Below are 26,784 nucleotides of genomic sequence, written 5' to 3'. Positions count from 1 at the left end.
TCGTCGGCGCGGAAACCGCTTCGGACGCCATTCCCTGATCTTGATGTCGGTTCTACGCTGAAGGCGTGGCGGCCAGGAGCGAGCGTTCAGGTCCGGATCCTCTAAGCGTGATGCGGTGGCCTCTGAGCCTGCATGTTGCGGTGGTGCTGTCGCTGTCCGCCCTCGCCGCCGTCATCGTCGCGGCAGCCCTCTGGCTCCTGCTGGGCATGCCCCGGCTGCACGTAGCCGGTCCGCTCAAGCCCGGAGATGTCTTCGACGGCATCAAGATCGTACTGACGATCGTCGCCGGAGCCGGCGGGGTGGTGGCTCTGGTCGTCGCCTACCGCCGTCAGCACCTCAACGAGGCCAGTGAGGAGCGCGACCACGGCAGGTCGTTCACCGACCGCTTCGGGGCCGCGGCCGATCAGCTGGGCGCAGATCAGCCAACGGCCCGGATGGCGGGTGCGTATGCCATGGCCCGACTCGCCGACGAGTGGCGTCATGAGCGTCAGACCTGTATCGACGTGTTGTGCGGCTACCTCAGGATGCCCCACGCGCCCAACCCTCCGGCCGAAGAGCCGGGCTTGACCGCCTGGCAACGCGAACGCGAGATACGCAAGACCGTCCTCCGGCTCATCAGCGCACATCTGAGAGGCGACTCACCTGAATCCTGGCAGGGATACGACCTCGACTTCACCGGCGCCGTACTCGACGAGGCCGACTTCCGCGGCGCCCGCTTCACCGGCGGCGACATCATCTTCATCAAGGCGCTCTTCGTCGGCCATGATCGCGACCAAGTGGTCTTCGACGAGGTCGAGTTCGCCGACGGGAGTTACGTCTACTTCCGTCTCGCCGAGTTCCGCAGCGGCTCCGTCCGCTTCGACCGGGCCGTCTTCAGCGGCGGCTGGGTCACCTTCGACTCCACCCGATTCACGGGTGCGCGTGTGAACTTCCGTGATGCCTCCTTCATTGCGGGAGAAGTCCGTTTCGAGGACGCGGAGTTCTGCGACGGGCTCGTGGACTTCTCCGGCTCCACCTTCGCCGGCACCCGCATGGGCTTCGGCGAGCACCACCTGGAGAGCCTTCATGTCACCGCCCCACCGGCACGCTTCACCGGGGGCACCGTCGATCTTTCCCGCACCGCGACGTTCACCCACCCCCCGCACTTCGGCCTGCAGACAGCGCCTCAAGGGCTCCTGCTGCCGCCAGGCACCCGCATCTGCGACCTGCCCTGAGAGCGCACCGGCGAGCCCCTCCGACTCGTCCCCGGCACGGGGGACCCCAAGGCCCCCGTGCCGGGGACGGTTCGCCCCGCGCAGCACGCCGCACGCGCCGAACCCGGCCGGGGTGCGGCTATGCCTCCGCGCTTGTCCTGCTGGTCATCGCAGTGCCAAGCCGGGCGGTCAGACCTTCCTGATGTTGTACGAGACGCCGCTGCCGACACAGCTGCTGCTGCTCTGCGTACCTGCGATGACCCAACCCGCGGGGATCGGCGAGAAGGAGCAGACGGTGGCGTAGGCCTGGGTGGTGATCTTGGCGATGGTGTAGGCGACGCCGGTGCCCGCGCAGCCGGCACTGCTGTACGAACTCGTGACGACCCACCCGGCAGGGATGGGAGACATCGAGCACACGGTGGCACCGGTCCGGCCGGCGGTGTTGGCGATCGCGTACGCCACACCAGTGCCCGCGCAGCCTGCGCTGCTGTACGAACTCGTGATCACCCACCCGGCAGGGATGGGAGACATCGAGCACACGGTGGCACCGTTCTGATTGGCCGTGTTGGCGATCGAGTAGGCGACGCCGGTTCCGGCGCAGCCAGCGCTGCTGTAGGAGCTGGTGATCACCCACCCCGCGGGGATGGGAGACATCGAGCAGACAGTGGCACCCGTCCGGCCGGCGGTGTTGGCGATCGCGTACGCCACACCAGTGCCCGCGCAGCCGGCACTGCTGTACGAACTCGTGATCACCCACCCCGTGGGGATGGGAGACATCGAGCACACGGTGGCGCCGTTCTGCCCGGTCACATCGGCGATGGTGTACGCGACGCCGGTGCCGGGACAGCCGCTGCTCTGGTAGGAGCTGATGATGACCCACCCTGTCGGGATGGGCGAGTTGGAGCAGACGACGGCGCTGGCGGTGAGCCGTTGCGGGGCCGCCTGCGCTTGCGCGGTTACGGCGGACATCATGCCCAGGAGCATGAGCACGACCGTCACCAGGTGGGGTATGCGGTTACGTAAGGTCATCAACGCTGGTCTCACATCTTCTCGACGTTCTACGGCATGGTGGTGTGGTCGAGGCGAACGATGGGCCCTTCACCTCGGCTGAAATGGTGTCAGAGTTGCCCACGGGTCACCAGTGCCCCAAATACGGCGATCAGGTTCATGCTCCGCGGTGAGGGAGCAGTCGTCCGCATCGCCCACCAGCCCCGGATCGGCCCAGCCGCGGGAGACAAGTACGCGCCGGCCATGTGCGCGGGCCGCCTCGGCGGATATCCCGACACCGGCCAGCAAATTCCGGGAACCCCGCGTCCGGCGGTGCGCACACGCGTACCTCCGCGCCGCGCTCCCGCAACTGCGCGGCCAGTCCCGCCAACGGTGCGTTGTCGCCGCGGGATCGGTACGCCATTGGTCGTGGTCGGGGACGGTCACGGCCGGAACGGGGCTGACGAGGGTGCGGACATGTAGTAGGTCACCCTTCAGGACGGGCGGGCTGTTGGCCATCACCCTGGCCAGGTTGGAGTGGCATGGCCGTAACCCTGCCGGTTGATCTTGATACATTCCCGATGCTTCTTCGATGCACGCACGGGTGACCCCTGGAGTGACTGCATGCGTTTCACGATCCTCGGCCCGGTGGAGGCCGTGGCTCCCGGTTCGGACGCGTCCGGTCTGGCCCCCCGCCATCGCGCGGTGCTCGCCCATCTGTTGCTGCACGCCAGGGAGACCGGATCCCGCATCGGCGAGATCGTCGTCCTGAACGGCATCGGGCTGCTGTACCAGCGGCAAGGCCGCTACGACGAGGCCCGGCACCAGCACCACAACGCCCTGCTACCGAGCCGCAGATACGACTTCCCCGGATACGAGGCGGCCTGGCGCACGTCCACCGCGACCTCGGACGCATCGACCACGCCCACGACCACGCCCGGCAGGCCCTCGACCTCTACACCGCCCTCGCCGCCGTACCTGAGGCCGACGGAATCCGCACCTTCCTCACCGGATCGCCGCCGGCGGCGAACGCTCCCGAACCGCCGGAGACATCCACCGCTCCTACGACCCGATACGACTCCGACGGTCACGAAACCCCACGTACGAACGGATGAGTTGCCCGATGCCCAAGCACGACCAGGCCATGCGCCGTCATTTCCACGAGGCCGCGGCGCGACGCGGCTTCTCCGTCTCCCCCGCACAGGAGCCCGCCGTCGAGCGGCTGTGCAGGCTGGCAGCCGAACTCGCCAGGCCCGCCTGGACGTTCCCCGCGCCGCCTCGCGATCTGTACGTCTGGGGCCCGGTGGGCCGGGGGAAGAGCTGGCTGGTGGACACCTTCTACGAGGGCCTGCCTGCCGGGCGCAAACGCCGCCTGCACTTCCACGACTTCTTCCGGCGCCTGCATGACGGAGTGGGCGGTCCGGGCGCCCGCCACGACGGGCAGAGCGCCGTCGACAGCGCCCTCGACGAGTTGATCGGGGACAGCCGGGTCCTCGTGTTCGACGAGTTCCACGCGCACGACGCGGGTGACGCGATGCTGATCGCACGCCTCTTCCGCACCCTGCTGGACCGCAGGATCACCTTGGTCACCACCTCCAACTACCCGCCCGCCGGGCTCATGCCGGACCCGCTCTACCACCACTTGTTCGAGCCGACCATCACGCTCATAGAGCAGCGGATGGACGTCCTCGATGTCACGGGGCCCGTGGATTTCCGCCGGCTCGCGGCGCCGCCGCCGACGGGCGACGGCCGCCGGTTCGCTACGGGCCTGTGCCTCCCCGCCGGGCACACCGGTCTGGAGGCGCTCGGCCTCACCGTCCCGGCGCCCGCGGAGGCCACCGCCGTCCAGGCCCACCTGCGGGAGCTGCCCGCCCGCGCGGTGCGCGGCGAGCTCGTCTGGTTCGGCTTCGAGGCGCTGTGCGAGGCCACGACGGCGGTCCCCGACTACCTGGCACTGGCCGAGCGGTTCGACACCCTCGTCCTGGACGGCGTACCCCCGCTGACCGCGGCATCCGCCGACGGACGGCAGCGGTTCGCGAACCTCGTGGACGTCGCCTGCGACCGGGACGTCCGGCTGATCCTCATCGGCTCCGACCCGTTGACCGCCCTCCCTGCCGACCAGGCCCTGACGCGCGACCTGGACCGTACGGCGAGCCGCCTCGCGCTGCTCCAGCGGGTGAGCTGATCCAGGACGCGTGGCCGCACCACGGAGCCCCCGGAATGAATTGAACGCCCCCCGCCCGCCGGCGCCGCCCTGGGGGCGGGGACCATGGCGGGGACCTGGGTCGACCACACGGCTGGCACGCTGGTCTTCACCTCGGACGGCAGGGTCACGGCGTCCGGCGTGGGCCAGCACCGCCCGACGTCCCGCCCGGCGACCCGCCACGACGCTGTTCGGGCTCCGGCACGTGGTCGTACCGAACGGGGTGCGACGTCCGGAGCCAGGACGTCAGCGTGCGCCGGGCATGGACGGCCGGGCCCGGCGGGGAGGCCACTCAAGGGGGTCGCACGCGGTCGGCGGTCGGCGAACGCGTGGGGCGGCGCCGGTGCGCGGTAACGGATACGGCGGCCAGCGCCGAGGCCAGGCCGCCGGCCGCGAGGCCGGCGCGAGGGTGCACCGCGCTGGAGATCCAGCCGATCAGGGGGGCGGTGAGCGGCGTGGTGCCGAGGGAGGCGAGTGTGTACAGGCTCATGACGCGGCCGCGCACGGCGTCGTCCGTGCCGAGCTGCAGCTGGGACTTGGCGGCCGTCATGAACAGCATCAGCACCGCGCCGGTGGGTACCAGCATGAGCAGGAAGGCCGCGAGGTTGGGCATCGTACTCGTCAGGACTTCCAGGACACCGAAGCCCCAGGCCGTGCCCGCGAGGTATCCCCTCCCGCAGCGGCCCCTGCGGGAGGCCGCCACGGATCCGGTGACGGCGCCGACCGCGAACGCGGTGGAGCCGAGTCCGAACGCGAGGGGCGCGGTGTGGAAGACGTCGCTCGCCATCAGGGCGGTGGTGATCTGGAAGTTCATCCCGAACCCGGCGACCACCGCGACCAGGACGAGGGGGGTACCGAGGTCCGGGCGGGCCCGTACGTAGCGCAGCGCCTGGCGTACCTGGCCCTTGGCGCGGCGGGCCGGATGGGGGCCCCGGTCTCTGGCGCGGGGGGCCGGCTTCATGCGCAGCAGGGCGCCGAGTACGACGAGGTAGGAGAGGGAGTTGAGGAAGAACGCGGGAGCGACGCCGAAGCCGCTGATCACGGGACCCGTCAGTGCGGGCCCGGCGATCCGCGCGAGGTTGAACACCGCGGTGTCCCATGCGACCGCGTTGGGCAGGTCCTCGGTGGGAACGGTCCGCGCGATGAACGCCTGCAGGGCCGGCTTCTCGGCGACCAGAGCCAGCCCCATCGCCAGCGCCACGGCGTACACGGCCGCCAGGCTCACCGCGCCGGTCAGGGCCAGCACTCCCGGCAGCAGGGAGAGCAGGCACAGTACCGACTGGGTGACGAGCAGGATCCGGCGCTGCGGACAGCGGTCCGCGAGGACCCCGCCCCACGGTCCGAGGACCAGCAGCGGGAGGAACTGGAGCGCCGTGATGACGCCCACGGCCGTGCCGTCACCATCGGACAGGTCGAGGACCAGCCAGGTCTGCGCCACCTTCTGTATCCACGTCCCGGTGTGGGAGGCGAGCTGGCCCGTGGTGAGCAGCCGGAATTCGCGGTGCCGCAGCGACCTGAGCATCCGTCGGCTGTCATCGCCCTGTGCGGGCGACCCGGCCCCGGGGCCAGGGTTGCCCTCGCCGGATGGTGCATCCGGGCGCATGACACCCCCCTGCCCGGGCATGCCGGTCGTCCGCGGGGTCACCTACCGGCGCGCAGCCGTGCTGCGCAGGTCTCGGCGATGGCCGGGACGATCTGGTCCAGGTGCCGGCCCCACCCGACGTTCGCGTTCACCTCGCAGATGGTGAAGCTGCCGTCGGGCTCGAAGAGCAGGTCGACGCCGGCGACCCCCAGCCCCAGTACTTCCGCCGCCGCCACCGCGAGCGCCTCCCCGGCCGGGTGCAGGCCCGTACACGGGGTAGCGGTTCCGCCCAGGGCCAGATTCGACTTGAGCCCGCCGCCGGCGGCCACGCGGACCTGGGCCGCGACGGCCCGGCCGTCGACCACGACGACGCGCAGATCCCGCCCGTGCGAGTACCGCACGTACTCCTGGAACAGGTAGGGCGCGTCGGTGCTGAGGCTGCCCTGGATGTCGTGCAGCATCGCCGCGTCGGGGGCGAGGAACACGCGCCGCCCGCGGTGGCCGCGTACCGACTTCACCACGCACGGCTCGGGCACCCCCGCGCGCAGCACGTCCGTCATCGACGCGTCGACGTAGGTGCGGGTATCGGGGACGGGCAGCCCGGCGCCCGCGAGCTGTTGCAGGTGCCAGAACTTGTTCACGCAGGCCAGCACCGCGTCGATCGGGTTGAGCAGCACGGTGCCCATGGCCTCCAGATGCCGCAGCAGGGTGATCTCCCGGTCCGTCGAGAGTGCGGGGGTGGAGAGGCGCGCGTAGGCCACTTCGGGCGCGGCGAGAGACGCCCCCTGGAGGTCGTGGAGCGTCAGGCGTCCCCCGGTCACACCGAGTACGAGCTCGCTGGTCCTCATCGCCGTGCTGCGGTCGCCCAGAGCACGCTCGAAACCGGATACGAGTTCATCGGTGATCCGGTCCTGGTCCAGGCTCCCGCCGAGAATCAGCCAGAAGGGAGCCGTGACACGGCCACCCGGGAGGACCCTGGTCGGGGCGTTGGTTACGGTCATCGAGGCGCTCCTCAAGACATGGACGGCTACTCCCTGCCCGGCCGGCCGTTCACATGCCGGGTGCACACCATCACCGGTGCCCCCGGACACCGTGCCTTGGCAGGTTGACGACAGTGCCACCATGAACGGCGAAATGCCGCCAATGCGCCCGAACGCGGTCGTGTTGCGACGCCTGGGATCGGACCGGCGGCGGGCAGGGCCTCCGGCCGGGAGGCGGGGGCTGGTTGCCGGCCGGACCCGCGAGGGCAGGGGTCGGCGCTGCTGCGGTGTCAGTCCGCTGAAGTAGTCTTCCCGCCACTGCACACCGACTTCGAGGACACAGAGACTTGACCGGCCTGTCTGCTTTCCCGCTGCCCTTCAACACCGCCCGTTCCATAGCGTTCGCGACACCCCGAACGCTGCGGGAACTCCAGATGATGCAGTGCAGCGCACACATTCGGGCGAAGCCGGGGTGGTTCGACAAGATGAACGACGCCGACATCGTCGCCCGGTGGACGCGAGAAGCCGTCGCCCAAGGTCTCACCGAAGCGCAGGTTCGTTACGTGCTCGCCGAACTCTCGCATTACGCCGTGCTGCGGGACGGGGTCACCGGCGTCGAGGTGTCCGCCGTCGACGGGGTGTGGCAGTCCGACACGCTGGTCGACGACGAGCTTCGTTCCCGGCTGCGCGAAGCGGTCCGGGTTCTGGAAGAGGTCCCCGAAGCGGAACGGGACTGGCACCCCGGTTCCGACGGCCAGGTGCTGGATCTGGTGCATCCCTCGCTCTTCTGCCTGGTGAGGGAGGCGAGCGGGGCGTACGAGCGGGCTTGGCAGAACCCGACGGACCACTACTCGAAGTACGAATTCTCCGAGAAGTTCCAGTGGCTGCCCACGGACGTCGAGGTCGGTGACGACGGCGAAGTCGCCTTCCGTTCGTACGTGAACAATGTCCACCCCGAGACCCATCACGAACTCGCCGCCGTGCTGCCGGACGTGCTCGCGCGTTTCCGTCCGCTGCTGGAGAACGTGCTCACCGATCTGCGCCATCCGCGACCGCTGCGGATCGAGGCCGATCCCTACGGGTGGTACGACTCCGCGCCGGAGTATCCGAACAAGGCGTCCTACAGCGACGCCGCGGCGTACTCGGAAGCACGCAGTGCATGGTCAGAGGCGCATGACCACTGGTGGGAGACCCGCCGTCCGGTCGTCCCGGACGCCCCGGACTTCACCCCGCCCGAGGTGCCCGACGCGGCCGCCCGGGTCGATCTGCGCGGCCGCGGTCTCCAGGTCATCGTCAAGCTCGCCACCATTCATCTCACGCCGGACGAGCCCGAGTACCCCGGCGGTTCCTGGCACGTCGAGGGGATGCTGAACGAGCGGATCGTCTCGACCGGCATCTATTACTGGGACAGTGAGAACATCACCGAGAGCCGGCTGAGCTTCCGGGCCGCGCTCGACGACCCGGACTACGAGCAGAGCGACGACGACGGCATGCGGCAGGTCTACGGCCTGGAGAACGAGGACGCGCTGAACCAGCTGCTGGGTTCGACATCGACCCCGGCGGGCCGCTGCCTCGCCTTCCCGAACATCCTGCAGCACCGCGTCGGATCGTTCCGTCTCGCGGACCCCACCCTTCCGGGGCACCGCAAGATCCTCGCGTTCTTCCTCGTCGACCCGTCGGGACGGATCGTCTCGACCTCCGATGTACCGCCGCAGCAACCGTGGTCCGCCACGTCGACCATGACGCTCGAACAGGCCAAGGAGTACCGCGAACAGCTCATGCGGGAGCGCAAGTTCTTCGTCGACGAGCACAACGAGCAGCTCTACGAACGGGAATTCTCCCTCTGCGAGCACTGAGCCTCAGGCGGCCGGGGGCGGGTCCTCCGGGGCTTTGCGGTCCCGGCCGTCCTTGGCATCCCCCGGTTCCTCGTCCTGGGCCGGGCCGATGCGGATCTCGAACCCGTCCGCGTACTTCTCGCGGCCCGCGATGACGGCCTCCTCCACCGCCTCCTCGGCGAGCTCGCCGCGGACGATCAGCGGGTCCTGGCGGAGGTCCCGCAAGAGGGCCCAGCACATGCCGATCATCACCAGGGCGAACGGGGCCGCGACGAGGATCGTGAGGTGCTGCAGACCCGCGAGGGCGTCGCCCTTGCCCTGACCGACGAGCAGCATCACGGCCGCGACGCCGCCGGTCAGCACTCCCCAGAAGACGACGATGATCCGGTCAGGCTCGAAGGTGCCCTTCTGGGAGAGGGTGCCCATGACGATCGATGCCGCGTCGGCGCCGGAGACGAAGAAGATGCCGACGAGGATCATGACGAGGAGGCTCATCGCGCCAGCGAGCGGGAACTCCTGGAGCACGCCGAAGAGTTGCGCCTCGGGCGTGGTCGCGCCGCCGAGGCTGCCCTGCTCCTTGAGGCGCATCGCCGTGCCACCGAAGATGGCGAACCAGACCAGGCTCACGGCGCTGGGCACCAGGATGACGCCGCCGATGAACTGACGGATCGTGCGGCCCCGGCTGATGCGGGCGATGAACATGCCGACGAACGGCGTCCAGGAGATCCACCAGGCCCAGTAGAAGACCGTCCAACTGCTCAGCCACTCGGCGACGCCGCCGCCCCCGGTGGACGCCTCGGTCCGGCCGATCAGCTGGGGCAGCTCGTCGATGTAAGCGGCGAGGGAGGTGGGGGTCAGGTCGAGGATCAGGATGGTGGGGCCGACGACGAACACGAAGACCGCGAGGATGACGGCCAGCACCATGTTGACGTTGGAGAGCCACTGGATGCCCTTCTCCACACCGGAGACCGCGGAGAAGACGAAGCAGACGGTCAGCACGGCGATGATGAGGACGAGCAGCCCCGTTCCGGCCTTGCCCAGCCACCCCACCTCGTGCATGCCGCTGCCGATCTGGAGCGCGCCGAGTCCCAGGGAGGTGGCGGAACCGAACAGCGTGGCGAAGATCGCCAGGATGTCGATCACCCGCCCGGCCGCGCCTTCGGCGTGCCTGCGTCCGATGAGCGGGACGAAGACGGCGCTGATCGTCTGCCGCCTGCGGCGCCGGAAGGTGCTGTACGCGATGGCCAGCCCGACCACCGCGTAGATGGCCCACGGGTGCAGCGTCCAGTGGAAGAGCGTGGTGGCCAGCGCCGTCTGCATGGCGTCCGCCGAGTCGGCGGGGCGGGTGCCGGGCGGCGGGGTGGTGTAGTGCGCGAGGGGTTCGCTGACGCCGTAGAACATCAGGCCGATGCCCATGCCGGCGCTGAACATCATGGCGACCCAGGAGACGGTGCTGAACTCCGGCTTCTCGTGCTCCTGACCCAGCTCGATCCTTCCGTACCGGCTGACGGCGAGCCAGAGGGCGAAGACGACGAACCCCGAGGCGACCAGGACGAAGGCCCAGCCGCCGTTGTGCATCAGGCCGTTCAGCAAGGTGTCGGAGACGCTCTCCAGCGAGGTGGTGGACGTGGCGCCCCAGACCACGAAGCCGAGGGTCAGCACGGCCGTCACGCCGAAGACCACCCGGTCGGTCACGGGCGCCTGGTCCTCGTACGGGTGGCGGCCGGGCAGGGCCGCCTTCACGGGCAGCCGGGGCCTCTGCCCCGGCGTGCGTTGGTCCTGAGACACAGGTGGCACCTTTCGTGATCACTGCCCGATATGGGTCCCGGCGTGGTTCCTGATATGCCGTATCACGGCGCGCGCACCTGTCCCGTGCGCAACAGGCGTCGACGGGATGTCCTTCCGCGAGGGATAGGCCGCACGGGTGTCGGAGAGGAGCCGCGCGGGAAGCACGCCGCGGGGACCGCGAAGGGGCGGGAGGATGTCGAGAACGTGTCACCGGCTCCGTCCCGGGGACAGCCGCGACCGTCACCGGCCGCACGAGGAAGAAGGAGAAGCCCGCATGGCGATTCAGCGGATGGACAACGTCGGCATCGTCGTCGAGGACATGGATGCCGCCATCGCGTTCTTCGTGGAACTCGGTATGGAGCTGGAGGGCAGGACGGAGGTCAAGGGCCTCGTCGCCGACCAGTGCACCGGGCTCGACGGCGTCCACTGTGACATCGCGATGGTCCGGACCCCGGACGGTCACAGCCGGCTCGAACTGGCGAGGTACCGCAGCCCCGCGGCGATCAGCGCCGGGCCGCGCAACCCGCCGCACAACATTCTGGGCACGCACCGCGTCATGTTCGCCGTCGACGACCTCGAGGACACCGTCGCGCGGCTGCGCCCTCACGGCGCCGAAGTCCTCGGCGAGATCGCCCGGTTCGAGGACAGTTACCTGCTCTGCTACGTCCGAGGTCCGGAGGGCATCATCGTCGGACTGGCCGAGCAACTGCGCTGAGCACGAGGGAGGGCCCCGGTACCGCACCGGACCGGGGCCACCGGATCCTCAGAAGAGGGTCCGCACCAGGCTCCCCACGACGCGTCCCGCCGCCGCTCCGAGCGTGCCCGCCAGCGCGTCGGTGAGGTGGCCGAGCCACGAGCGGAAGGACGCCTCGCCCGCTCGGCGGATCTCGGCGAGGTCGCGGCCCTGCTGGATGAGGATCTCGACCAGCAGGGCGGCGACGCGGATGATCTCCCGCAGGGCGGCCTCCACCTCGGCCGCCTCGAAGCGGCGCCCGCAACCGCAGTGGAACCGCGTCTCCCACACGCTCCAGGTTCCCCGGCAGGCCGCGCACCGCACCCGCGCCGCGTTCGGGTCGACGTCCAGCGTCGCGCCGTCCCGGCGTCCGGCCGGGCAGTCCCGGTGCCTGCTCGCGCTCCATGCGCGGGAGCAGGCAGGACACGCGGGGAACGGGAACTCCACCCACGTCATGCGCGCCCACCTCGCGACCGGCGGCCTGACTCCGGCACCTTGCGCGCCGTGCGGTATCCCTCGTGGTACGCGCCGACGAAGGTGTGGCCCGCGCGCCGCGCGATCGAGCCGACGTCGTCGAAGAACGCGTGGACGCGGGCCAGGGAGAGACCCAGGGCCGCCGCGACGCGCTGGGCCAGGCTGTCGACCCACAGGCGGAAGGAGACGTCCGAGAGCCGGACGATCTCCTCCATGTTCTGCTGGTTCTCGGTCATGGCGGCCCACACGCGTTCGAGCAGTTCGTCGACATCCACCTCGGCGCCGGCGGGTTCCGTGTTCATCGGCCGCTCTCCTGCTCCACGCGCCGGGTGAATTCGAGGAACAGGGCGCGGTCCTGGCACAGTTCGCGCCACTTCGCCTCCGGCAGCGCGGCGAACGCCTCGGAGAGGCGGGTGCCGGTGGCGGGGGCGGGAGCCGGGGCGGGAGCTTGTGCCGGGTGTGTGGTGTGTGCTGTGTGTGCGGTGTGTGCGGCCTCGACGGCGGCCTGGGGGCGGACTTCGGCGAGCATGCGGGCCGAAGCGGCCCGCAACAGCTTCCGGTCCACCTTGGCCGTGAAGTCCGCGAGGTCCATCCGCCGCTCCAGCACCCAGCGGCGCTCCTTCGGGACCGCCCGCATCATCTCCTTGAAGAGCGCCGTCAGGTTGTAGTGCTGGCGCGCCGAGTAGGTCACCGCCACGCCCTGCCAGGCGGGCAGGACCCGGACGATCTTTTCGGTGAAGTCGGCGGCCCGTTCCCGCAGCGCCTCCGACTGGCGCGCGGACGGCAGGTTGGCGCTCCGGTTCCAGTCGTGCGGATCGATCTCGTCCGCCTTGTTCAGGGCCAGCACGAGCCGCCCGCACAGGTCCGGAGCGCCATGCCCGAGGAGGTCCAGGAGCGCCTGCTGGACGAGGTGGACGCTGCGGTCCTCGGCCGGGTGCACCCAGACGATCGCGTCGGCCGTCGGCAGGACCCGGAGGTAGAGGTCAAGGTAGCGACGGTAGTTGGCGACGTCGTCACCGATGCCCGGCATGTCGACCACTTCCAGGACGCCGCGCCGCCCGCTGACCTCCTCGACCTGAACGGCGTACGCGTGGTCGGTCGTCGCCCGGGTGTGTCCGACCGGCTGGCCCGCGTTGAAGAGGGCGTTGACGGTGGTGGACTTGCCGACGCCCGATTCCCCGATGAGGACCAGGCGGGGCGGGCGCTCCCCGTCGAGGGCCGTGTCGAACTCCCGCAGCAGCTGCTCCTGTTGGGCCGGGGTGAGGGCGTCGGAACGACCCGACGCCGCTTCCAGTTCCTTGCGGAACGTGTGGACGAGCCTCTTCCGGTGTCTCCCTGGTCGACGCGCCGGGGAACGGGTTCCGGGGCTGCTCCCCGGACCTCGCGGCGTCCCTCGATGCTCGCGGCCCGGACCACCTCCTGGCTGTCCCCAGCGATGGGGACAACCCCTTCGACTCCCGTCGGCCCGGGTCGGCTTCAGGCCGTACGGACGCGGGCCTCGACCCAGGTGGACTCGGGGGCGTCCTCCACGACCGCGCTGAGCCCGGCGACCGCTTCGCGCAGGGCGCTCGCCCGCCGCCCGTCCCCCGGCAGCACGACCAGCGCCGCGTCGACGGTGTCCGCCGCGGCCGTCACGCTGAGGACCAGCTCCCGGGGCGTGGGCCCGGTTCCCAGGGCGGTGGTCAGCAACAGGCGCAGCAGAGCGGGCGGATGCGGGTCGTCCGCGTCCGACTGGATCGTGACGACGCATCCCGCGGTGCGCGCCGCGCTCAACAGGTCGCGGGCGGGGCGGTCGAGGACCCCGGGGATGTGGATCTCGTCGCGGACGGCGTAGCCGAGCAGCCGTGCGGTGTCGCGGACCTCGGGGTCCCTCGGCGAACGCCGGCCGGTGGCGGTGGCGTCGAGGAAGGGCAGGATCTCCTCTCCCAGGTCGGCGAGGCGTCCGCGGTGCAGGGCCTCGCGGGCGTCGCGGACGGCCTCGCCCGCGAGGGCGGCGGCGCTCTCCGCGTTGGCGCGCGTGGTCACCGCCCCGAGGCGGGCGACCGTACGGCCGATCGCCATGCCCATGAACACGCCGAGCGCCGGGGCCGACAGGGCGGGGAGGGTCAGGGCGAGCGTCCCGCCGAAGGTGGGTGCGATCGGCGGGCCGGTGAGCACGAGGAGCGCGAGGCCCGCCTGCTCCAGCGCCATGGCCGCCACGGCTTCCCGGGCGGGCCGCACGATCACCAGCAGCGTCAGCAGCGGCGTCACCGCGCCGATCGGCCAGGAGGTGTAGTCGGCGAGGGCGGCCAGCGGCAGTACGAGGAAGCTCCCGAGCGCGCCCGCGACGGCGAACGCACAGGCCGCCAGCGCGGCGGCCGGGCCGATCCCGCTCCGGGCCCGCAGCAGCAGTGCCACGGTGATCACGGCGAGGGCCGCGTACCAGGCGGTCAGCCAGAGCGCTCCGGGAACGTGCCGGGTGTGGATCACCGCGATGACGCCCATGACCAGGAGGAAGGGCAGGCAGACGGCGGCCAGCGGGCGCCGGACGTCGCCGATGGCGGCGTTCATGTGCCGCACCTTCACGGGGACCGGGCGCGGCGCCTTCACGGACCGGGCAGGCTCGACAGGCCGGTCGGCCTCCACGGACCGGGCGGACTGGTACGCCGAGTCCGCCGCCGCTTCGCCCGCGCTCGCCGATCCGTCGTCCGTCCGCCCCGATCGGTCCGGGGCCCGCTCCCGCTGCCGTTCCGCGTCGGCGGGCGCCGGCCATTCCAGGCGTACGGTCGTTCCGCGTCCCGGTGCGCTGCGGACCTCCGCGCGCCCGCCCACCGCCTCCATGCGCCGCATCATCGAGCGGCGGACGCCCACGGACGTTTCCCGCAGTTCCTCCCTGACGAAGCCCGCGCCGTCGTCGGTGACGGACAGGACGAATCCCGTGCGGTGCTCCCGGGCCGTCAGGCAGATCCGTACGGCCTCGGCACGGGCGTGGTCGGCCACGTTGCGCAGGGCCTCCCGCGCCGCGCCGATCGTGGCCGTCGCCACCTCGTACGGCACCGCGGTGACGCCGTCGGCGACGATGCTCGTCCCGGTACCCGGCGCGGGCGCGAGGGCGCGGACCAGGGCGGCCAGGTCGGTGCGGCCTCCCTCTCCGCCCGGGGCCCGGGCGGAGGCGATGGCGGCCACCGCGCCGCGCGCCGCCTCCCGAACCCGGTCGACGGCGATCCCCGGTTGGCCGATGGCGCGCAGGGCGGCGCTGACCTCGTCGTGCAGCATTCCCTGGAAGTCCCGGTGGGCCTCGCGCCGGGCGGCGGCCCGCGCCGCGTCGGCACGCGCCGCCGCGGCCCGGCGCTCGGAGCGGTCGGCGCCGTCGCCGGCGGCGCGCATGAGAGGGGCGAGGACCGCCCCGGCCACCGCCGTCGCCAGCGGCGGCCAGATGCCTTCCACCGCCGCGGCCGGGCCGTCGGCGGGCCAGCTGGTGCCGAGTTGGGCGGCGAGGGCGGCGAGGCAGGCCCACCGTCCGGCGGTCCGGGGCAGGAACCCGGTGGCGAGGAGCACCGCGGGCGCCGTCAGCATGCAGCGCTGCCCGATCACGACGTACGGCGAACCGTCGGCGAGGGCGAGGACGGGGTGCGCGACGACGGCGACGGCGAGGGCCGCCAGGGCGTCGGTCCCGTCCAACCGGACCCGTGCGCCGCGGACCACGAGGCGGAGGCACAACGCCACGAACACGACCGCCACCGCCAGGACGCCGGGAGACGGCCGGTCGCCCGACAGCGGGACCGTCACCCAGTTGAGGGCGAACAGGACCGATACGGCGGCCACGGACCGGGAGAGCCCGACCTCCACCCCCTCCCGGTAGGAGTGCCGGGTCATCGCCCCGGGGTGTCGGGCCGCTCCGGGCCGATGTCGATGTGTCCGTCCGCGACGGCCCGCCAGACGATCTCGGTGTTCTGCCCGAGGAGACCGTCTCCGGCGTCCGTGTAGGCCTCGATGGCCCGTTTGCGGTGCGTGCGGACGGTGTCTTCGGTGATGTGCAGGAGCTTCGCGATCTGTCCGTGCGGCAGGCCCCGCGCTATCAGTTCCAGCACCCGGTGCTGTTGCCGGGAGAGCCGGATGCCCCCGCGCGGGTCGTTGACGATCTGGTGCGCGAGCCGGCTGGAAACGTACGCCTCACCGGCGTGCGCGGCGCGGACGGCTTCGGCGAGCCTGGTCTGCGGGTCCTCCTTGAGGACGAGTCCCAGGGCGCCCGCGTCGAGCGCCCTGCGGATCAGGGCGGGCCGTTGCTCGGTGGTGTAGGCGAGCACGCGGGCGCCGGTGGCCCGGATCCGTCGCACGTTCTCGCCGATGTCGCTGTCGTCGCGCAGCCGCAGGTCGAGCAGGACCACCGACGCGGTGACTCCCTCCTCCTGGGCGAGGAGGGAGTCCACGTCCTCCGCGATCGCCACCAGCGCGATGTCGGGCGTGGTGTCGGCCAACGACGCGCGCAGACCGACCAGGATGATGGGATGGTCATCGACCGCGGCCACCCTGATGGGGGCGGGCGCGTCCTGAGCGGGTAATGGATCCACGGTTCCCCCCACGGCGCGGCTCGTGCCGGAATCGTATGCTCCGTCGGCCCGGCCCGCGGGGTTTCGGTACGACCGGGCGGTGTCGGGGCGGGGCCGCTGCGGGGCGGCTCCGCCTACGAGCCCTTGTAGGAACCGATCGGGGTGGCGGTGCCGCAGGACGTCCCGCCCAGCTTCTGAACGGACGAGATCTTGTCGTGGAGGCCGAACCAGTCACCGAGGTTCGACACCGAATAGCCCGGCCGGACACAGTACTTGGCGCCCCCGTTGTACGCGTCCACGTAGACGTACCAGGAGACGCTGTTGCGGTTCCACAGGGAGTCGAACCGGTCGTTGTCGCCGCCGAGAGCGGGGGCGGAGGCCGTGTAGGCGGTGAAGATGCCGCCGTAGTTCGCGTCGGACCAGGCGCATAGGCGGTTGTCGGCGCACTGGGCGGTACTGGCCGACGCGGGTGCCTGAGCCGTCGCGAAGGCGATCGCCGCGGCGCCCATGAGGACCGCGGCTCGCTCCCCCGCACGGCGCGCGCGGGACTTCATACTCGGTGAATTCGCTGTAACTGCCATGCGTGTGCTCCCACTTCAGTGGCGGATGTGGTGGTCCGCCGGCCCTGCGGACCGGCGGCGACGTCACGCATCCTGCCGACGACCGGGGTCCGCCGACCACGGTGTTAAGTCACCGCTTAAGGCCGGCCGCCGCCCCCGACGCCCTCGCGCATCCCGCCGAGCAGCTCGCGTCCGAGGGCCGTCGTCACGTGCAGCACGCAACCGCCCCTGCGGCTCGTGGTGATGAGGCCCGCGCCACGCAGGGCTTTGGCGTGCTGACTCGCCGCGGCCGGGGTGATGCCGAGCCGCCCGGCGAGTTCGGTCGTACCGCAACCGTCCACGAGGAGTCGCAGCGCGGCCGCCCGGGTACGGCCGAGCAGGGTGCCCAGGGCCTCGTCTGTGCCCGCCCCGTCGCCGTCGTGCCACAGGGCGGAGCCGTCCGCCGGGTCGGTCACCGCCGGAACGGTCAGCCGGGGCACCGACTCCTCGTCGTACGGGTCGTACAGGAGGCTGAGCTCGCGCCAGGAGAAGAGCGTCGGCGCGAGGACGATCCCCCGGCCGCCGAGGTGGACATCGAGGTGGCGGGGGTGGCGCACCTCCAGCACGGGCGGGCTCCACCGCACCAGCGGTGGGCACAACGTGGCGAGCAGGCCCTCCACGCCGGTGTCCAGGAAGGTGCGCGCGAGCTGCGCGCGGACCGCTTCGAGGCGCGACCGGGCGGCCGGCCAGTACGGGCCGACGGTCGCGCGGTGGCAGGCCACGAGCGCTGCCGCCAGGTGCCGGCGGGCTTCGCCGTCCCCCTCGGCGAGGGACCGCGCCCAGGAGGAACGGGCGGAGTCGAGGGCGACCGCCTCCAGCTCTCGGCGTACGCGTGAGCGCGGGGCCCGCAGCAGGGTGTCCGCGGCCTCGCCGATGTCGGGCGAGTCCCCCGCCAGGGTCAGCAGGTCGAGCCCGGGGCCGTGGTCCGGCATCAGGACGGTGAGCGGTCTGGCGTCCTGCGACAACCGGCCGGTCACCTTCGCGCGCCAGGGTTGGAAGGGCGCCGCGAGGGAGCGTCTGCCGAGCATCTCCAGGCTGTAATAGGTCTCCGCCGCGGCCCCGATGGTCGAGGCCACCCGGGTCCGGGCGAGGTCGTCCGCGGTGAAATGAATGCGCAGCACCAATGGCCCCACTGATCCCGGGCTCGTACGGCGACGCAGGCTGATCCCACGTCACTCACGACCGGCCGCTCGCGGGACGGACAGGGCGGGCGGGCAGACGGGTTGTGGTGGACATTGTCCGGCGCCGCCGGGCGGCGCTTCAACAGCGTTTCCGGACCTTTCGCGCACGGACGGTCCAACGCGCCCGTCCGGTGGTGGCGTCGCGCTGTCCGGCGGCGGGACGGCGGGAGGATCGATGGAACTGCCGCTCGCGCTGCTCATCGCCTCGCTGGTGACCCGGCAGCGGCTGCCGGGGCCCCTGTGGCTCGCGGTGGGCGCGGTCGTGGCCGGGCTGGGGCTGGCCCTGGCCGCGGCCTCCCCCGCGGGGAACCGTACGCACGTCCCCCTCGACCGCTGGCTGCCCGCCCTGGTGGCGTGCGCGGGCGCGGCGCTGGCCCTGGCCGCCGCCGGACTGCGGCGGCCGCCCGGCCGCGCCCGCGCGGGCTGCCTCGGCGGGGCGACCGCGATCTGCTACGCGCTGACCGCCGCCCTGATGAAGTCCGCCGTGCTCGTCCTCACCGACCGGGGGGTGGTGGCGTTCCTGACCACCTGGCAGACGTACGCCTTCGGGGCGACGGGCATCGGCGCACTGCTGCTCCTCGAACACGCCATGCAGGGCGGCCCGCTGGTCGCGTCCCAGCCCGCCCTGACCCTGGGCGACGCTACGGTCGGTGTGGCGCTGGGAGTCCTGCTGTACGGGGAGCGGCTGCGCGCCGGCTGGTGGCTGCTCCCCCAGCTCATCGGCGTGGTCCTGGTGTGCGCGGGCGTCCTGGCCCTGGCCCGGCTGTCCGCCCCGGTGGCACCCACCGCGTGACGGCCGTGCGCCGGGCCGTCACCCCTTCGGCGCTGCGGTCAGGTACGGGTCAGGTACGGGTCCAGCGTTGGTTACTGCCGTTCCAGCAGGAGTAGAGCTGGACCGGGGTGCCGTTGGCGGTGCCGTTCGCCGCGGCGTCGAGGCACAGGCCGGACTGGACGCCGACGATGGTGCCGTCGGAGTTGAGACGCCATTTCTGGTTGTCGCCACCCCAGCAGCCGTAGATCTGGACCTTCGCTCCGTTGCCGGTGCCCGCGGCGTCCAGGCACTTGTTGCCGTAGACCCTCAGCTCGCCCGCGGCGGTGTAGGTCCATTGCTGGTTGGTGCGGTTGTTGCAGTCCCACAAGTCGAGCTGGGTGCCGTCGGTGGTACTGGAGCCCGGCACGTCCAGGCAGCGGCCCGAGGCCTCGCCCTTGACCTGTCCGGGCGTGGGGGTCGGAGTGGGGGTGGTGGAGCCGGCGTTGAGCGCGTTGAGGACGGAGGTGTAGGCGGGCTTGGCGCTGCCGTTGCCGTTGAACAGCAGCGGCGACTGTTCCGAGCGCCAGGAGTCGGTGTCGCGCACGCCCCAGACCGTGACGCCCAGGCACCGGGTGACGGCCAGGCAGTCGTTCGTCACGGCGGCGTAGGTCGCGGGCGGGGCGCCCTGGATGTCGAGTTCGGTGATGGCCACGTCGACGCCGAGGGCGGCGAAGCTCTGCAGGGTGGTGCGGAAGTTGCTGTTGTAGGGGCTGTCGTTGTTGAAGTGGGACTGGAAGCCGACGCAGTCGATGGGCACGCCGCGCTGCTTGAAGTCGCGGACCATCGCGTATACGGCCTGGGTCTTGGCCCACGTCCAGTTCTCGACGTTGTAGTCGTTGTAGCAGAGCTTGGCGGCCGGGTCGGCGGCGCGCGCGGTGCGGAAGGCGACCTCGATCCAGTCGTTGCCGGTGCGCTGCAGGTTCGAGTCGCGCCGGGATCCCGAACTGCCGTCCGCGAAGGCCTCGTTCACTACGTCCCACTGGGCGATCTTGCCCTTGTAGTGGGCCATCACCCCGTTGATGTGGTCGGTCATCGCCTGGCGCAACGCGCTGCCGCCGAGGTTCTGCATCCAGCCGGGCTGCTGCGAGTGCCAGGCCAGGGTGTGGCCGCGCACCTGCTTGCCGTTCTGCACCGCCCAGTTGTAGACGCGGTCACCGGCGGAGAAGTTGAACTGGCCCCGCTGGGGCTCGGTGGCGTCGATCTTCATCTCGTTCTCGGGCGTGACCGAGTTGAACTCGCGGCCCGCGATCGCCGTGTAGGCCCCGTCGTTGAGGCGGCCCGAGGCGATCGCGGCGCCGAAGTAGCGGCCGTGCTGCGCCGCCGCGGCGCCGAGCGTGTCTCCGGCGGCGTGTGCGGTCAGCGGCGCCCCCAGCACGGCGGCCGCGCTGAGGACACCGGCGACCAGGGCCGTACGGAGACGGCCTGACGTGCGGCGGAGGGCGGGTGAGGGGATGGCGTTCAAGCCCATAACTGAGCCTCCAGGAAGGGAATCACGGAAGGATTGCAGTGCGGCAGAACGAATGCGTTCAGGAAATGCCGGCGTCCATGGACGAAAGACGCGCACCAGCAGGGCGTTGCGACTCAGTGTGGAAACACCGCAGAAACATGTCAACAGTTTCGAAAGTGTTTCGCTCTTCGTTCCTTTGACTTGCCCTGGGAGCTTGACCGAACTCACGGGCGCGACCGAAAGCTTTTCGACGGTCCGCGCGGTGCGCCGGGGTCAGCGCACGGCAGTGTTGAACTCCAGGGCCGGACTGGCGTTCCGCACGAGGGACGTGGCCTGCTCCGGCCACCACACGCCGGCCGCGGGATCGACGATGCCGTACTCCGGATCGACGGTGCCGCCCGGGATGTTCCGGTTGCACTGGCCGTCCGACTGGCCGACGGTCTTGATCCACAGGTAGGCGTCGACGAGCGGGACGCCGGTGTTCGCGGTGGGGCGGTCGCCGATGCCCCGGCCGGGAGCGTTGCACCAGGTCTGCGGGTCGCCGCTGTACTTGCCGGGGGGCGGTGTCCAGGGACCCTGGCCGTTGCGGCCGGTGTCGACGACGAGGTGCGCGAGCTCCCGCGGGGGCGGAGTGCCGACGTTCTGCTGGAACCACAGGTCGGTCCAGTGCCAGGTGGCCGGATCGTCCACGTTCACGGCGTTCCCCGGCTGCCCGTCGTTCGGCGCGGCGGGCGAGTAGTACTGGCTAGCGCACCGGTCGGGGTGCCCCTTGCCCTGGTCCGGGCCCTTGGTGGCGAACCAGAGACACTGGGAGACCCAGGTGCCGTAGTGGGTGGACGGTTCGGTCGCCAGGTAGTTGGAAACGTTGAGCGAGAAGCCCTGGGTGCGGGTGACGCCGGCCTGGAGGAGACGCCCCGCCATGTCCCCGACGCCGCGCCAGTGACTGTTGCCGGCGTCCAGGTAGACGACGCTGTTCGGCTGCCGTTCCAGGACGTCGATCGCGTGGTTGAGGTCGGCGTAGCGTCCCGTGGTGATCGCACCGGTGGGGTCGCTGTCGGGGCCGCAGTCGGACGGGAGGTTGGCCAGCCCGTCCGGTTCGAGGATGACGACGGCCTTGCTGCGGCCGAGCCCCCGGGCGAAGGCGCTGATCCACGCCTGATACGCGGTGTCCGACTGCGCGCCGCCGGAGGAGTACTGGGAGCAGTCGCGCAGCGGGATGTTGTAGGCCACCAGGACGGGGACCGTGCGACTGCGCTCGGCGCGGCGCACCAGGTCGCGCACGCGGGTTTCGACCTGGTCGGGGGTTCCGTCGGTGAACCAGGCGGCCTCGGGCCAACTGGCTAGTTGCGCCATGGACTTGGCGCCTTCGAAGTCGTGGTGGAGTAAGTCGGTGACGGCCTGGTGGGCCGCGTCGCTGCCGGGGTCGACGGAGAAACGGGAGTTCGCGGGGAGCGTGTGGGAGGCCGGCGGGGTGCCGGCTTCAGCGGGGGCCGGGGCGGCGGCGAGGACGAGGGCGAGCGCGCTCACGCTCGCGCTCAGGACGGATCGGAACAGGGGGATGCGCACGGAGTTCCTTCGGCAGAGGTGGTCGGTGTCACGGTCAGGGGCGTCGGACAGCGAGGTGACCGGCCGGGCGCCGCGGCCCGGACCCGGGCGAGGGGAACAGGTCAGGTCAGGTCAGGTCAGGTCAGTAGCCGTAGATCATCTTGTAGGCGACCTCCGGGAGGAACTGCCCGGCCGAGGAGCCCGTCCCCACGCCGCAGTTGCCGTCGGACTCGCCGGGAACCTTGATCCACAACAGCATCTCCGCGCCGCCGCCGCGCTGGCTGGGCGTACCGATCCGGCGGCCGGCCGGGTTGCACCACTGACCGTCGGAACCCTTGCCGTTGCGGCTGGTATCGACGACGAACGGCTTGGTGTATCCGTACGCGCCCAGCGCGGAGTTGACGGCGTTCCCGTAGGAGGTGTTCTGGTCGGTGGTGTAGTAGTTGGAGACGTTCAGCACGAAACCGTGCGCCCCGCCGACACCGGCCGCGACGAGCTGGCGCGCCATGGTCGGGGCGTCGATCCAGCCGGGGTTTCCGGCGTCGAGGTACACCCAGGTGTTCGGCGCCTTCGCCCGGAACTGGGCGATCGCGTTCTGCAGCATGGCGTTGCGCGCGGCAATCTGATTGGCCGTCATGCAGCTCTCGTGGCCGAGGGCGTCGGGTTCGAGGACGACGACGGCCGGGCGGTTCCCGATGCCGCCGGCGAAGGCGGCGATCCAGGCGTCGTACGCGGCCCGGCTCCCGGCTCCGCCGCCGGAGTGACCGGCGCAGATGTCCCGGTCGGGGATGTTGTACGCGACCAGGATCGGCAGCTTGTCGTACGAGTCCGCGCGGCCGACGTAGGAGCCCGCGGCGGCGCCGATGTCACCGCTCCAGTTGCCGAACCAGCGGGCTGCCGGGGTGTTGGCGATGGACGTCCGGATCGCCGCGGCCCGCCCGTCGCCGGGGTTGGCATTGACCCACCGCGCGGCGGAGTTGTCGGGATCGGCGTAGAAGCCGCTGGTCATGGTCGTCGGGTCGGCGGCGTAGGCCGGACCGGCGCCGATCGCGGTCAGACCGGCGGTGAGCACACCGGCCAGCAGGGCGGATGATGCTGCTGCGAGGGACCTGCGCATGGTTCGTCCTCCGAGGGTGGGGCCAAGGAATTGGAAGCGCTTCCAGTCGTACTGCGGGCCGGACCGCGCTGTTGGGATGATTGGGGCCGACGTGATGGAGTGTCAAGAGGTTGAACACAGAACCGTCAGGGTGGGGCGGTATGGCGCGATGAGTTGGAAGCGCTGCCGGCGCGAGGCCCGGGGCATCATCGGCCCGCAGGCCCGGAGCCGGCGCCGGGCCGGGGCCGAGGGGGAAGACGAGGAGAGGCCGAGGGGAAGCCGAGGTGGAAGGGCGCATGGAATCATGAACCCCTGCTGGCCGCCCGCGTGAGCCCGAGGAGCCGCTTTTCCATGGAGCCGTCACCCAAGCGCATGCCGACGCTCGACGAGGTGGCCGCACGCGCCGGAGTGTCGCGCACGGCGGCCTCCCGGGTGATCAACAACGCCCCCCATGTCAGCCGGGCCAAGCGGGAGGCGGTCCAACGGGCGGTGCGTGAGCTCGACTTCGTACCCAATCCGTCGGCGCAGGCCCTCGCGAGCCGCAGGGTCGGAGCGGTGGTGCTGGCGGTCTCCAGCAACGAACCGGGGCTGTTCGCGGACCCGTTCTTCGCGGAGGTCGTCGTGGGCGTCAGTGCGGCGCTGGAGCAGACGGAACTGGAACTGATCCTGCTGCTGGCCAACACCCCGCGCGGCCGGGAGCGGTTCGAGCGCTTGCTGCGCTCCCGCCGGGCCGACGGCGTCATGCTGATGGCGCTGCGGGGCGACGATCCGCTGGGACGCCTGGTCGAGGACGTCGACCTGCCCGTCGTCTACGGCGGACTCCCGCTCACGGGCGAGCCGACGTGGTACGTGGACGCCGACAACCGGGGCGGTGCCCGCCTGGCCGCCGAGCACTTCGTGCGCACGGGCCGCCGGCGGCCCGTCATGATCACCGGGCAGGTGGACACCCGGGCCGCCGTCGCGCGGGAGCAGGGATTCAGCGAGGGGCTGACGCTCTCCGGCGTGCCGCTGGCCGGGGTCGAGCCGGGGCATTTCACCGAGGACGGCGGCGCCGAGGCGATGGAGCGGCTGCTCCGGGCGCACCCCCGTACCGACGCGGTGTTCGCCGCTTCCGACGCGATGGCCATCGGCGCCCTGCGCACCCTGCGGGAACGGGGGTTCCGGGTGCCCGAGGACGTCGCGGTGATCGGCTTCAACGACCTGGCGAGCGCCCGGCACACCAGCCCGCCGCTGACCACGGTCCATCAGCCGGTGCGGGCGCTGGGGCAGGAGATGGCCCGGATGCTGGTCAGCGCCATCGAGGGGCATGACCCCAGCCCGCTGATCCTCCCGACGCGCCTGACCGTGCGCGAGTCCGCCCCCGGCCCGCCCTCTCCGAACTGATCGGCGGACGCCTCGGGCCGCGACGGCCCTGTTCTGCATGGGTGTGCTCGCGGGGCGTCTTCCGGCCATGATGCCTTCAGGTCTTGACACCACACCCTGGTCCGGCGTGAAGCGTGCGGCCCGGTCCGGGAGGCGCCTTCGGAAGCGCTGGGGGACGGGTGGTGGAAGCGCTTCCAGGGACCGCGGCCCGGCCAGTGGTCACCGCGGCGAGCGGAGGGTGGACCGTGCGGCCAGAGGCTGCGCCCTGCGACCAAGCCAGATCACGAGCGCTGGGAGGCCGAGTCCGCCTACTTCGCGATGCTGCGGACCGCCCGTGACCAGATCATCCAGGCCGCCAGCGTGATCGCCGATAGCGCCGTGGACCTGATCGGCGCTCTCGGCCGCGCGGTCCTGGACCACCTCATGCCCGCCCGCCGCCTGCGGCTGAGCCTCGCGCCGTCAAGCGCCCACTGTCCCGCTACGCGTACAAGAGCCTGCGCGTCGACCGCCGCGCCTACAAAGCCACCCTCAGCATCGACATCCTCTCGACAGAGGCGATCAGCCCGTCACTTCACGGCCTTGACCTAAAGAGGGGGCAGTGCGGTGGAGAGCCGGAGCTTCAGCTCGGTCGAGAGCTCCATCCGGGGACTGACCAGGGGCTGGCCGTCCAGGAGTTGGAAGAGCGTGCGGGCGGCGAGGCGGCCCATCTCCTCCAGCGGCTGACGCACCGTCGTCAGTGGCGGTGACAGCCATTCGCATGTCGGCAGGTCGTCGAAGCCGACCACGCTGAGGTCCTGCGGGATGCTCAACCCGCCCTGCCGGGAGGCTTCGTAGACGCCCATCGCCTGCTGGTCGCTGCCGGCGAAGACGGCGGTCGGCGGGTCGGGAAGGGCGAGCAGTTCCTGGGCGCACCGGAAGCCGCCCTCGTGCTGGAAGTCGCCGAACCGGATCAGTTCGCGGTCGACCTCGATACCGGCCCGCTCCAGGGCGGCCCGGTACCCGTCGATCCGGGCCTGGCTGCAGAGCATCTCCTTGCGCCCGCCGATCGCGGCGATCCGGCGGTGCCCCAGCTCCAGCAGGTGCTCGGTGGCGGCGAGGCCGCCCGCCCAATTGGTCGTGCCGATGCTCGGTACGCCGTTGCCCGGCAGGTCGATCGGGTCGATGACCACCAGTGCCACCCCGGCCCGTTCGACCTGGGCGCGCTGAGCCGCGGTGACGGAGGCGGTGACCAGGATGACGCCGTCGCTGTGGTGCAGGACCGGCAGTGCGGCCCAGCTCGACGGAGTGGCCTCGCCCGGCGGGACGAGCGATACGACCGTGCCGACGCCGCGCTGGGCGCACTCTGCCTCCACGCCGCGCAGTATTTCCACGGCCCACGCGCTGTCCAGGCCCCCGATGATCAAGTCGACCAGGCCCGATCTGCGGGCCCTGCCCTGGGCGCCGGGGCGGAGGTAGTTGTGCGAGCGCAGCAGGTTCTCGATGCGTTCGCGTGTCGAGGGTGCGACATCGGAGCGGCCGTTGATCACCTTGGACACGGTGGCCTGGGAAACCCCCGCCTCCGCGGCGATGAGAGCCAGGGTCGGACGCTGCTCGCTCAACTTCTCTCCTCTGCGCGAACGCCGTGGACGAGTGGCGATTATCGGAAACTTTCGAAGAGTTTCCGGTCGGCGCGACCGGCTTGTCAAGGTCGACGAGGGTTCATTGAGGCGTACATCTTGACCCTGGCGCCGACCGTTCGTACTTTATGGCAGCGCGGAATGGGAGAGCGTTTCGAAACATTTCGCTGCGGCCCGATGTCCCGGCGCGCTGGTGGTCGATCATTGCCCCACTCGGCCGTCGATCCGCTCGCGCAGCAGGTCGGCGTGGCCGCAGTGCCGCGCGTACTCGGTGATCTGTGCCACCAGGATCTCGCGAAGCGGCGCCTCCCCCGTCCGCGTGGCGAGGTCGGCGAAGCCCGCGATGAAGCGGTCGGTCCTCTCGCTCTCGGCCCGCCACTGCCGCCAGGCGTCCGCCATGACCGCCGGGTCGGCGATCGCGCCGTTCCAGTCGCCGTCACGGTCTTCTGCGGTGCGGTAGATCCTGGGCGCGTCCTCGCCGGCCATCCGGCGGAAGTGCCGTTCATCCTCGGCCAGGTGCCGTACCAGCCCGAGGAGGGACATCGTGGACGGTGGCACGGAGCGTAGCGCCATCTGTTCGGCGTCCAGGCCCGCACACTTCAGCTCGATGGTCAGGCGGAAATAGCGCAGATTGTCCAGCAGCGTGTCGCGTTCGCCGACGATCTCGACTTCGGTCTCGCGCGGATCGTCATCCGGGTCGACCCACATGTCGGGGTAGCGGGTGGAAGGCGTCCACCGGGCCACCGCCGCGTCGTTCTCGCGGTCGCTTGATCCCATCCTCGTATCTTTGTGCGCATCGATGCCGTACGCCACTGAATTCCGG

At 71.2% G+C, this 26,784-nt stretch carries 21 protein-coding genes and 1 pseudogene; 6 read left to right on the top strand and 16 right to left on the bottom strand.

The genetic code is table 11. The features are described 5' to 3' along the window. Window positions 1–110: 110 nt before the first annotated feature. Complete coding sequence (locus ABT084_RS08090; protein ID WP_351039726.1) at window positions 111–1,214, top strand: pentapeptide repeat-containing protein; 1,104 nt, start codon at window positions 111–113, stop codon at window positions 1,212–1,214. 168 nt (window positions 1,215–1,382) lie between these two features. On the opposite strand, the gene ABT084_RS08085 is transcribed toward ABT084_RS08090, so the two are convergent. Further along, window positions 1,383–2,222 carry a hypothetical protein gene (locus tag ABT084_RS08085; protein WP_351039404.1) on the bottom strand — a complete coding sequence of 280 codons (840 nt, stop codon included), beginning with the start codon at window positions 2,220–2,222 and terminating at the stop codon, window positions 1,383–1,385. A gap of 1,081 nt (window positions 2,223–3,303) precedes the next feature. On the opposite strand from ABT084_RS08085, the gene zapE reads away from it, so the two are divergent. After that, window positions 3,304–4,365 carry a cell division protein ZapE gene (gene zapE, locus ABT084_RS08080; protein WP_351039401.1) on the top strand — a complete coding sequence of 354 codons (1,062 nt, stop codon included), beginning with the start codon at window positions 3,304–3,306 and terminating at the stop codon, window positions 4,363–4,365. Between the two features lie 310 nt (window positions 4,366–4,675). Here the strand turns inward: zapE and ABT084_RS08075 are convergent, their stop codons facing one another. Together ABT084_RS08075 and ABT084_RS08070 are read right to left on the bottom strand one after the other, a co-directional pair. Beyond that, window positions 4,676–5,905, bottom strand: coding sequence for an MFS transporter (locus ABT084_RS08075; RefSeq protein ID WP_351039398.1), 1,230 nt, complete (start codon window positions 5,903–5,905; stop codon window positions 4,676–4,678). Between the two features lie 119 nt (window positions 5,906–6,024). After that, entirely contained in the window at window positions 6,025–6,966 is a 942-nt protein-coding gene (locus ABT084_RS08070; protein ID WP_351039396.1) for a RimK family alpha-L-glutamate ligase, read from the bottom strand. 326 nt (window positions 6,967–7,292) lie between these two features. Here ABT084_RS08070 and ABT084_RS08065 point away from each other — a divergent pair, with 326 nt between their 5' ends. Beyond that, window positions 7,293–8,801, top strand: coding sequence for a DUF4246 domain-containing protein (locus ABT084_RS08065; RefSeq protein WP_351039393.1), 1,509 nt, complete (start codon window positions 7,293–7,295; stop codon window positions 8,799–8,801). A gap of 3 nt (window positions 8,802–8,804) precedes the next feature. Here the strand turns inward: ABT084_RS08065 and ABT084_RS08060 are convergent, their stop codons facing one another. Further along, entirely contained in the window at window positions 8,805–10,568 is a 1,764-nt protein-coding gene (locus ABT084_RS08060) for a BCCT family transporter (protein WP_502968865.1), read from the bottom strand. Window positions 10,569–10,842: 274 nt separating this feature from the next. Here ABT084_RS08060 and ABT084_RS08055 point away from each other — a divergent pair, with 274 nt between their 5' ends. Next, window positions 10,843–11,283, top strand: a complete 441-nt coding sequence (locus tag ABT084_RS08055; RefSeq protein ID WP_351039390.1) for a VOC family protein — start codon at window positions 10,843–10,845, stop codon at window positions 11,281–11,283. 48 nt (window positions 11,284–11,331) lie between these two features. Here the strand turns inward: ABT084_RS08055 and ABT084_RS08050 are convergent, their stop codons facing one another. From ABT084_RS08050 to ABT084_RS08020, 7 genes are all read right to left on the bottom strand, one after another. After that, window positions 11,332–11,757, bottom strand: a complete 426-nt coding sequence (locus tag ABT084_RS08050; RefSeq protein ID WP_351039387.1) for a hypothetical protein — start codon at window positions 11,755–11,757, stop codon at window positions 11,332–11,334. Continuing rightward, window positions 11,754–12,077, bottom strand: a complete 324-nt coding sequence (locus tag ABT084_RS08045) for a hypothetical protein (RefSeq protein ID WP_351039384.1) — start codon at window positions 12,075–12,077, stop codon at window positions 11,754–11,756. Before ABT084_RS08045 ends, ABT084_RS08050 begins: the two co-directional genes overlap by 4 nt. After that, window positions 12,074–13,069 carry a GTPase family protein gene (locus tag ABT084_RS08040; protein WP_502968871.1) on the bottom strand — a complete coding sequence of 332 codons (996 nt, stop codon included), beginning with the start codon at window positions 13,067–13,069 and terminating at the stop codon, window positions 12,074–12,076. The genes ABT084_RS08045 and ABT084_RS08040 overlap by 4 nt, the downstream gene beginning before the upstream one ends. Before the next feature lie 182 nt (window positions 13,070–13,251). Next, complete coding sequence (locus ABT084_RS08035; protein ID WP_351039381.1) at window positions 13,252–15,630, bottom strand: sensor histidine kinase; 2,379 nt, start codon at window positions 15,628–15,630, stop codon at window positions 13,252–13,254. After that, the gene (locus ABT084_RS08030) at window positions 15,627–16,325 is read right to left on the bottom strand and encodes a response regulator transcription factor (RefSeq protein ID WP_351039378.1); all 699 of its coding nucleotides are present in this window, start codon (window positions 16,323–16,325) and stop codon (window positions 15,627–15,629) included. The genes ABT084_RS08035 and ABT084_RS08030 overlap by 4 nt, the downstream gene beginning before the upstream one ends. Before the next feature lie 113 nt (window positions 16,326–16,438). Beyond that, entirely contained in the window at window positions 16,439–16,858 is a 420-nt protein-coding gene (locus ABT084_RS08025) for a peptidase inhibitor family I36 protein (protein WP_351039375.1), read from the bottom strand. A gap of 143 nt (window positions 16,859–17,001) precedes the next feature. Further along, window positions 17,002–18,024 (bottom strand): winged helix-turn-helix domain-containing protein, encoded by a 1,023-nt coding sequence (locus ABT084_RS08020; RefSeq protein WP_351039372.1) that lies wholly within the window; start codon window positions 18,022–18,024, stop codon window positions 17,002–17,004. A 235-nt stretch (window positions 18,025–18,259) separates the two neighbouring features. On the opposite strand from ABT084_RS08020, the pseudogene ABT084_RS08015 reads away from it, so the two are divergent. Then, window positions 18,260–18,877, top strand: a pseudogene (locus ABT084_RS08015) (DMT family transporter); the annotation flags it as partial. 49 nt (window positions 18,878–18,926) lie between these two features. On the opposite strand, the gene ABT084_RS08010 reads toward ABT084_RS08015, so the two are convergent. The 3 genes from ABT084_RS08010 to ABT084_RS08000 all read right to left on the bottom strand — a co-directional run bounded on the left by ABT084_RS08010 (window position 18,927) and on the right by ABT084_RS08000 (window position 23,004). Continuing rightward, the gene (locus ABT084_RS08010; RefSeq protein ID WP_351039370.1) at window positions 18,927–20,363 is read right to left on the bottom strand and encodes an endo-1,4-beta-xylanase; all 1,437 of its coding nucleotides are present in this window, start codon (window positions 20,361–20,363) and stop codon (window positions 18,927–18,929) included. A gap of 252 nt (window positions 20,364–20,615) precedes the next feature. Continuing rightward, window positions 20,616–21,908 carry a glycoside hydrolase family 6 protein gene (locus ABT084_RS08005; protein WP_351039367.1) on the bottom strand — a complete coding sequence of 431 codons (1,293 nt, stop codon included), beginning with the start codon at window positions 21,906–21,908 and terminating at the stop codon, window positions 20,616–20,618. Between the two features lie 121 nt (window positions 21,909–22,029). Continuing rightward, window positions 22,030–23,004: a glycoside hydrolase family 6 protein gene (locus ABT084_RS08000; protein WP_351039364.1), complete on the bottom strand. Its 975-nt coding sequence runs from the start codon at window positions 23,002–23,004 to the stop codon at window positions 22,030–22,032. A gap of 330 nt (window positions 23,005–23,334) precedes the next feature. On the opposite strand from ABT084_RS08000, the gene ABT084_RS07995 reads away from it, so the two are divergent. Further along, a complete protein-coding gene (locus ABT084_RS07995; protein ID WP_351039361.1) occupies window positions 23,335–24,366 on the top strand; it encodes a LacI family DNA-binding transcriptional regulator in 1,032 nt (343 codons plus the stop codon). A 563-nt stretch (window positions 24,367–24,929) separates the two neighbouring features. Here ABT084_RS07995 and ABT084_RS07990 read toward each other — a convergent pair. After that, entirely contained in the window at window positions 24,930–25,943 is a 1,014-nt protein-coding gene (locus tag ABT084_RS07990) for a LacI family DNA-binding transcriptional regulator (protein WP_351039358.1), read from the bottom strand. Window positions 25,944–26,162: 219 nt separating this feature from the next. Continuing rightward, window positions 26,163–26,738 carry a DinB family protein gene (locus ABT084_RS07985; RefSeq protein WP_351039355.1) on the bottom strand — a complete coding sequence of 192 codons (576 nt, stop codon included), beginning with the start codon at window positions 26,736–26,738 and terminating at the stop codon, window positions 26,163–26,165. Between the last annotated feature and the right edge of the window lie 46 nt (window positions 26,739–26,784).

The sequence above is a fragment of the Streptomyces sp. NPDC002138 genome, assembly GCF_040296485.1.
Lineage (GTDB): Bacteria > Actinomycetota > Actinomycetes > Streptomycetales > Streptomycetaceae > Streptomyces.
The sequence above is the reverse complement of the archived record's forward strand: the minus strand, read 5'-3'. Positions and strand labels throughout refer to the sequence as shown.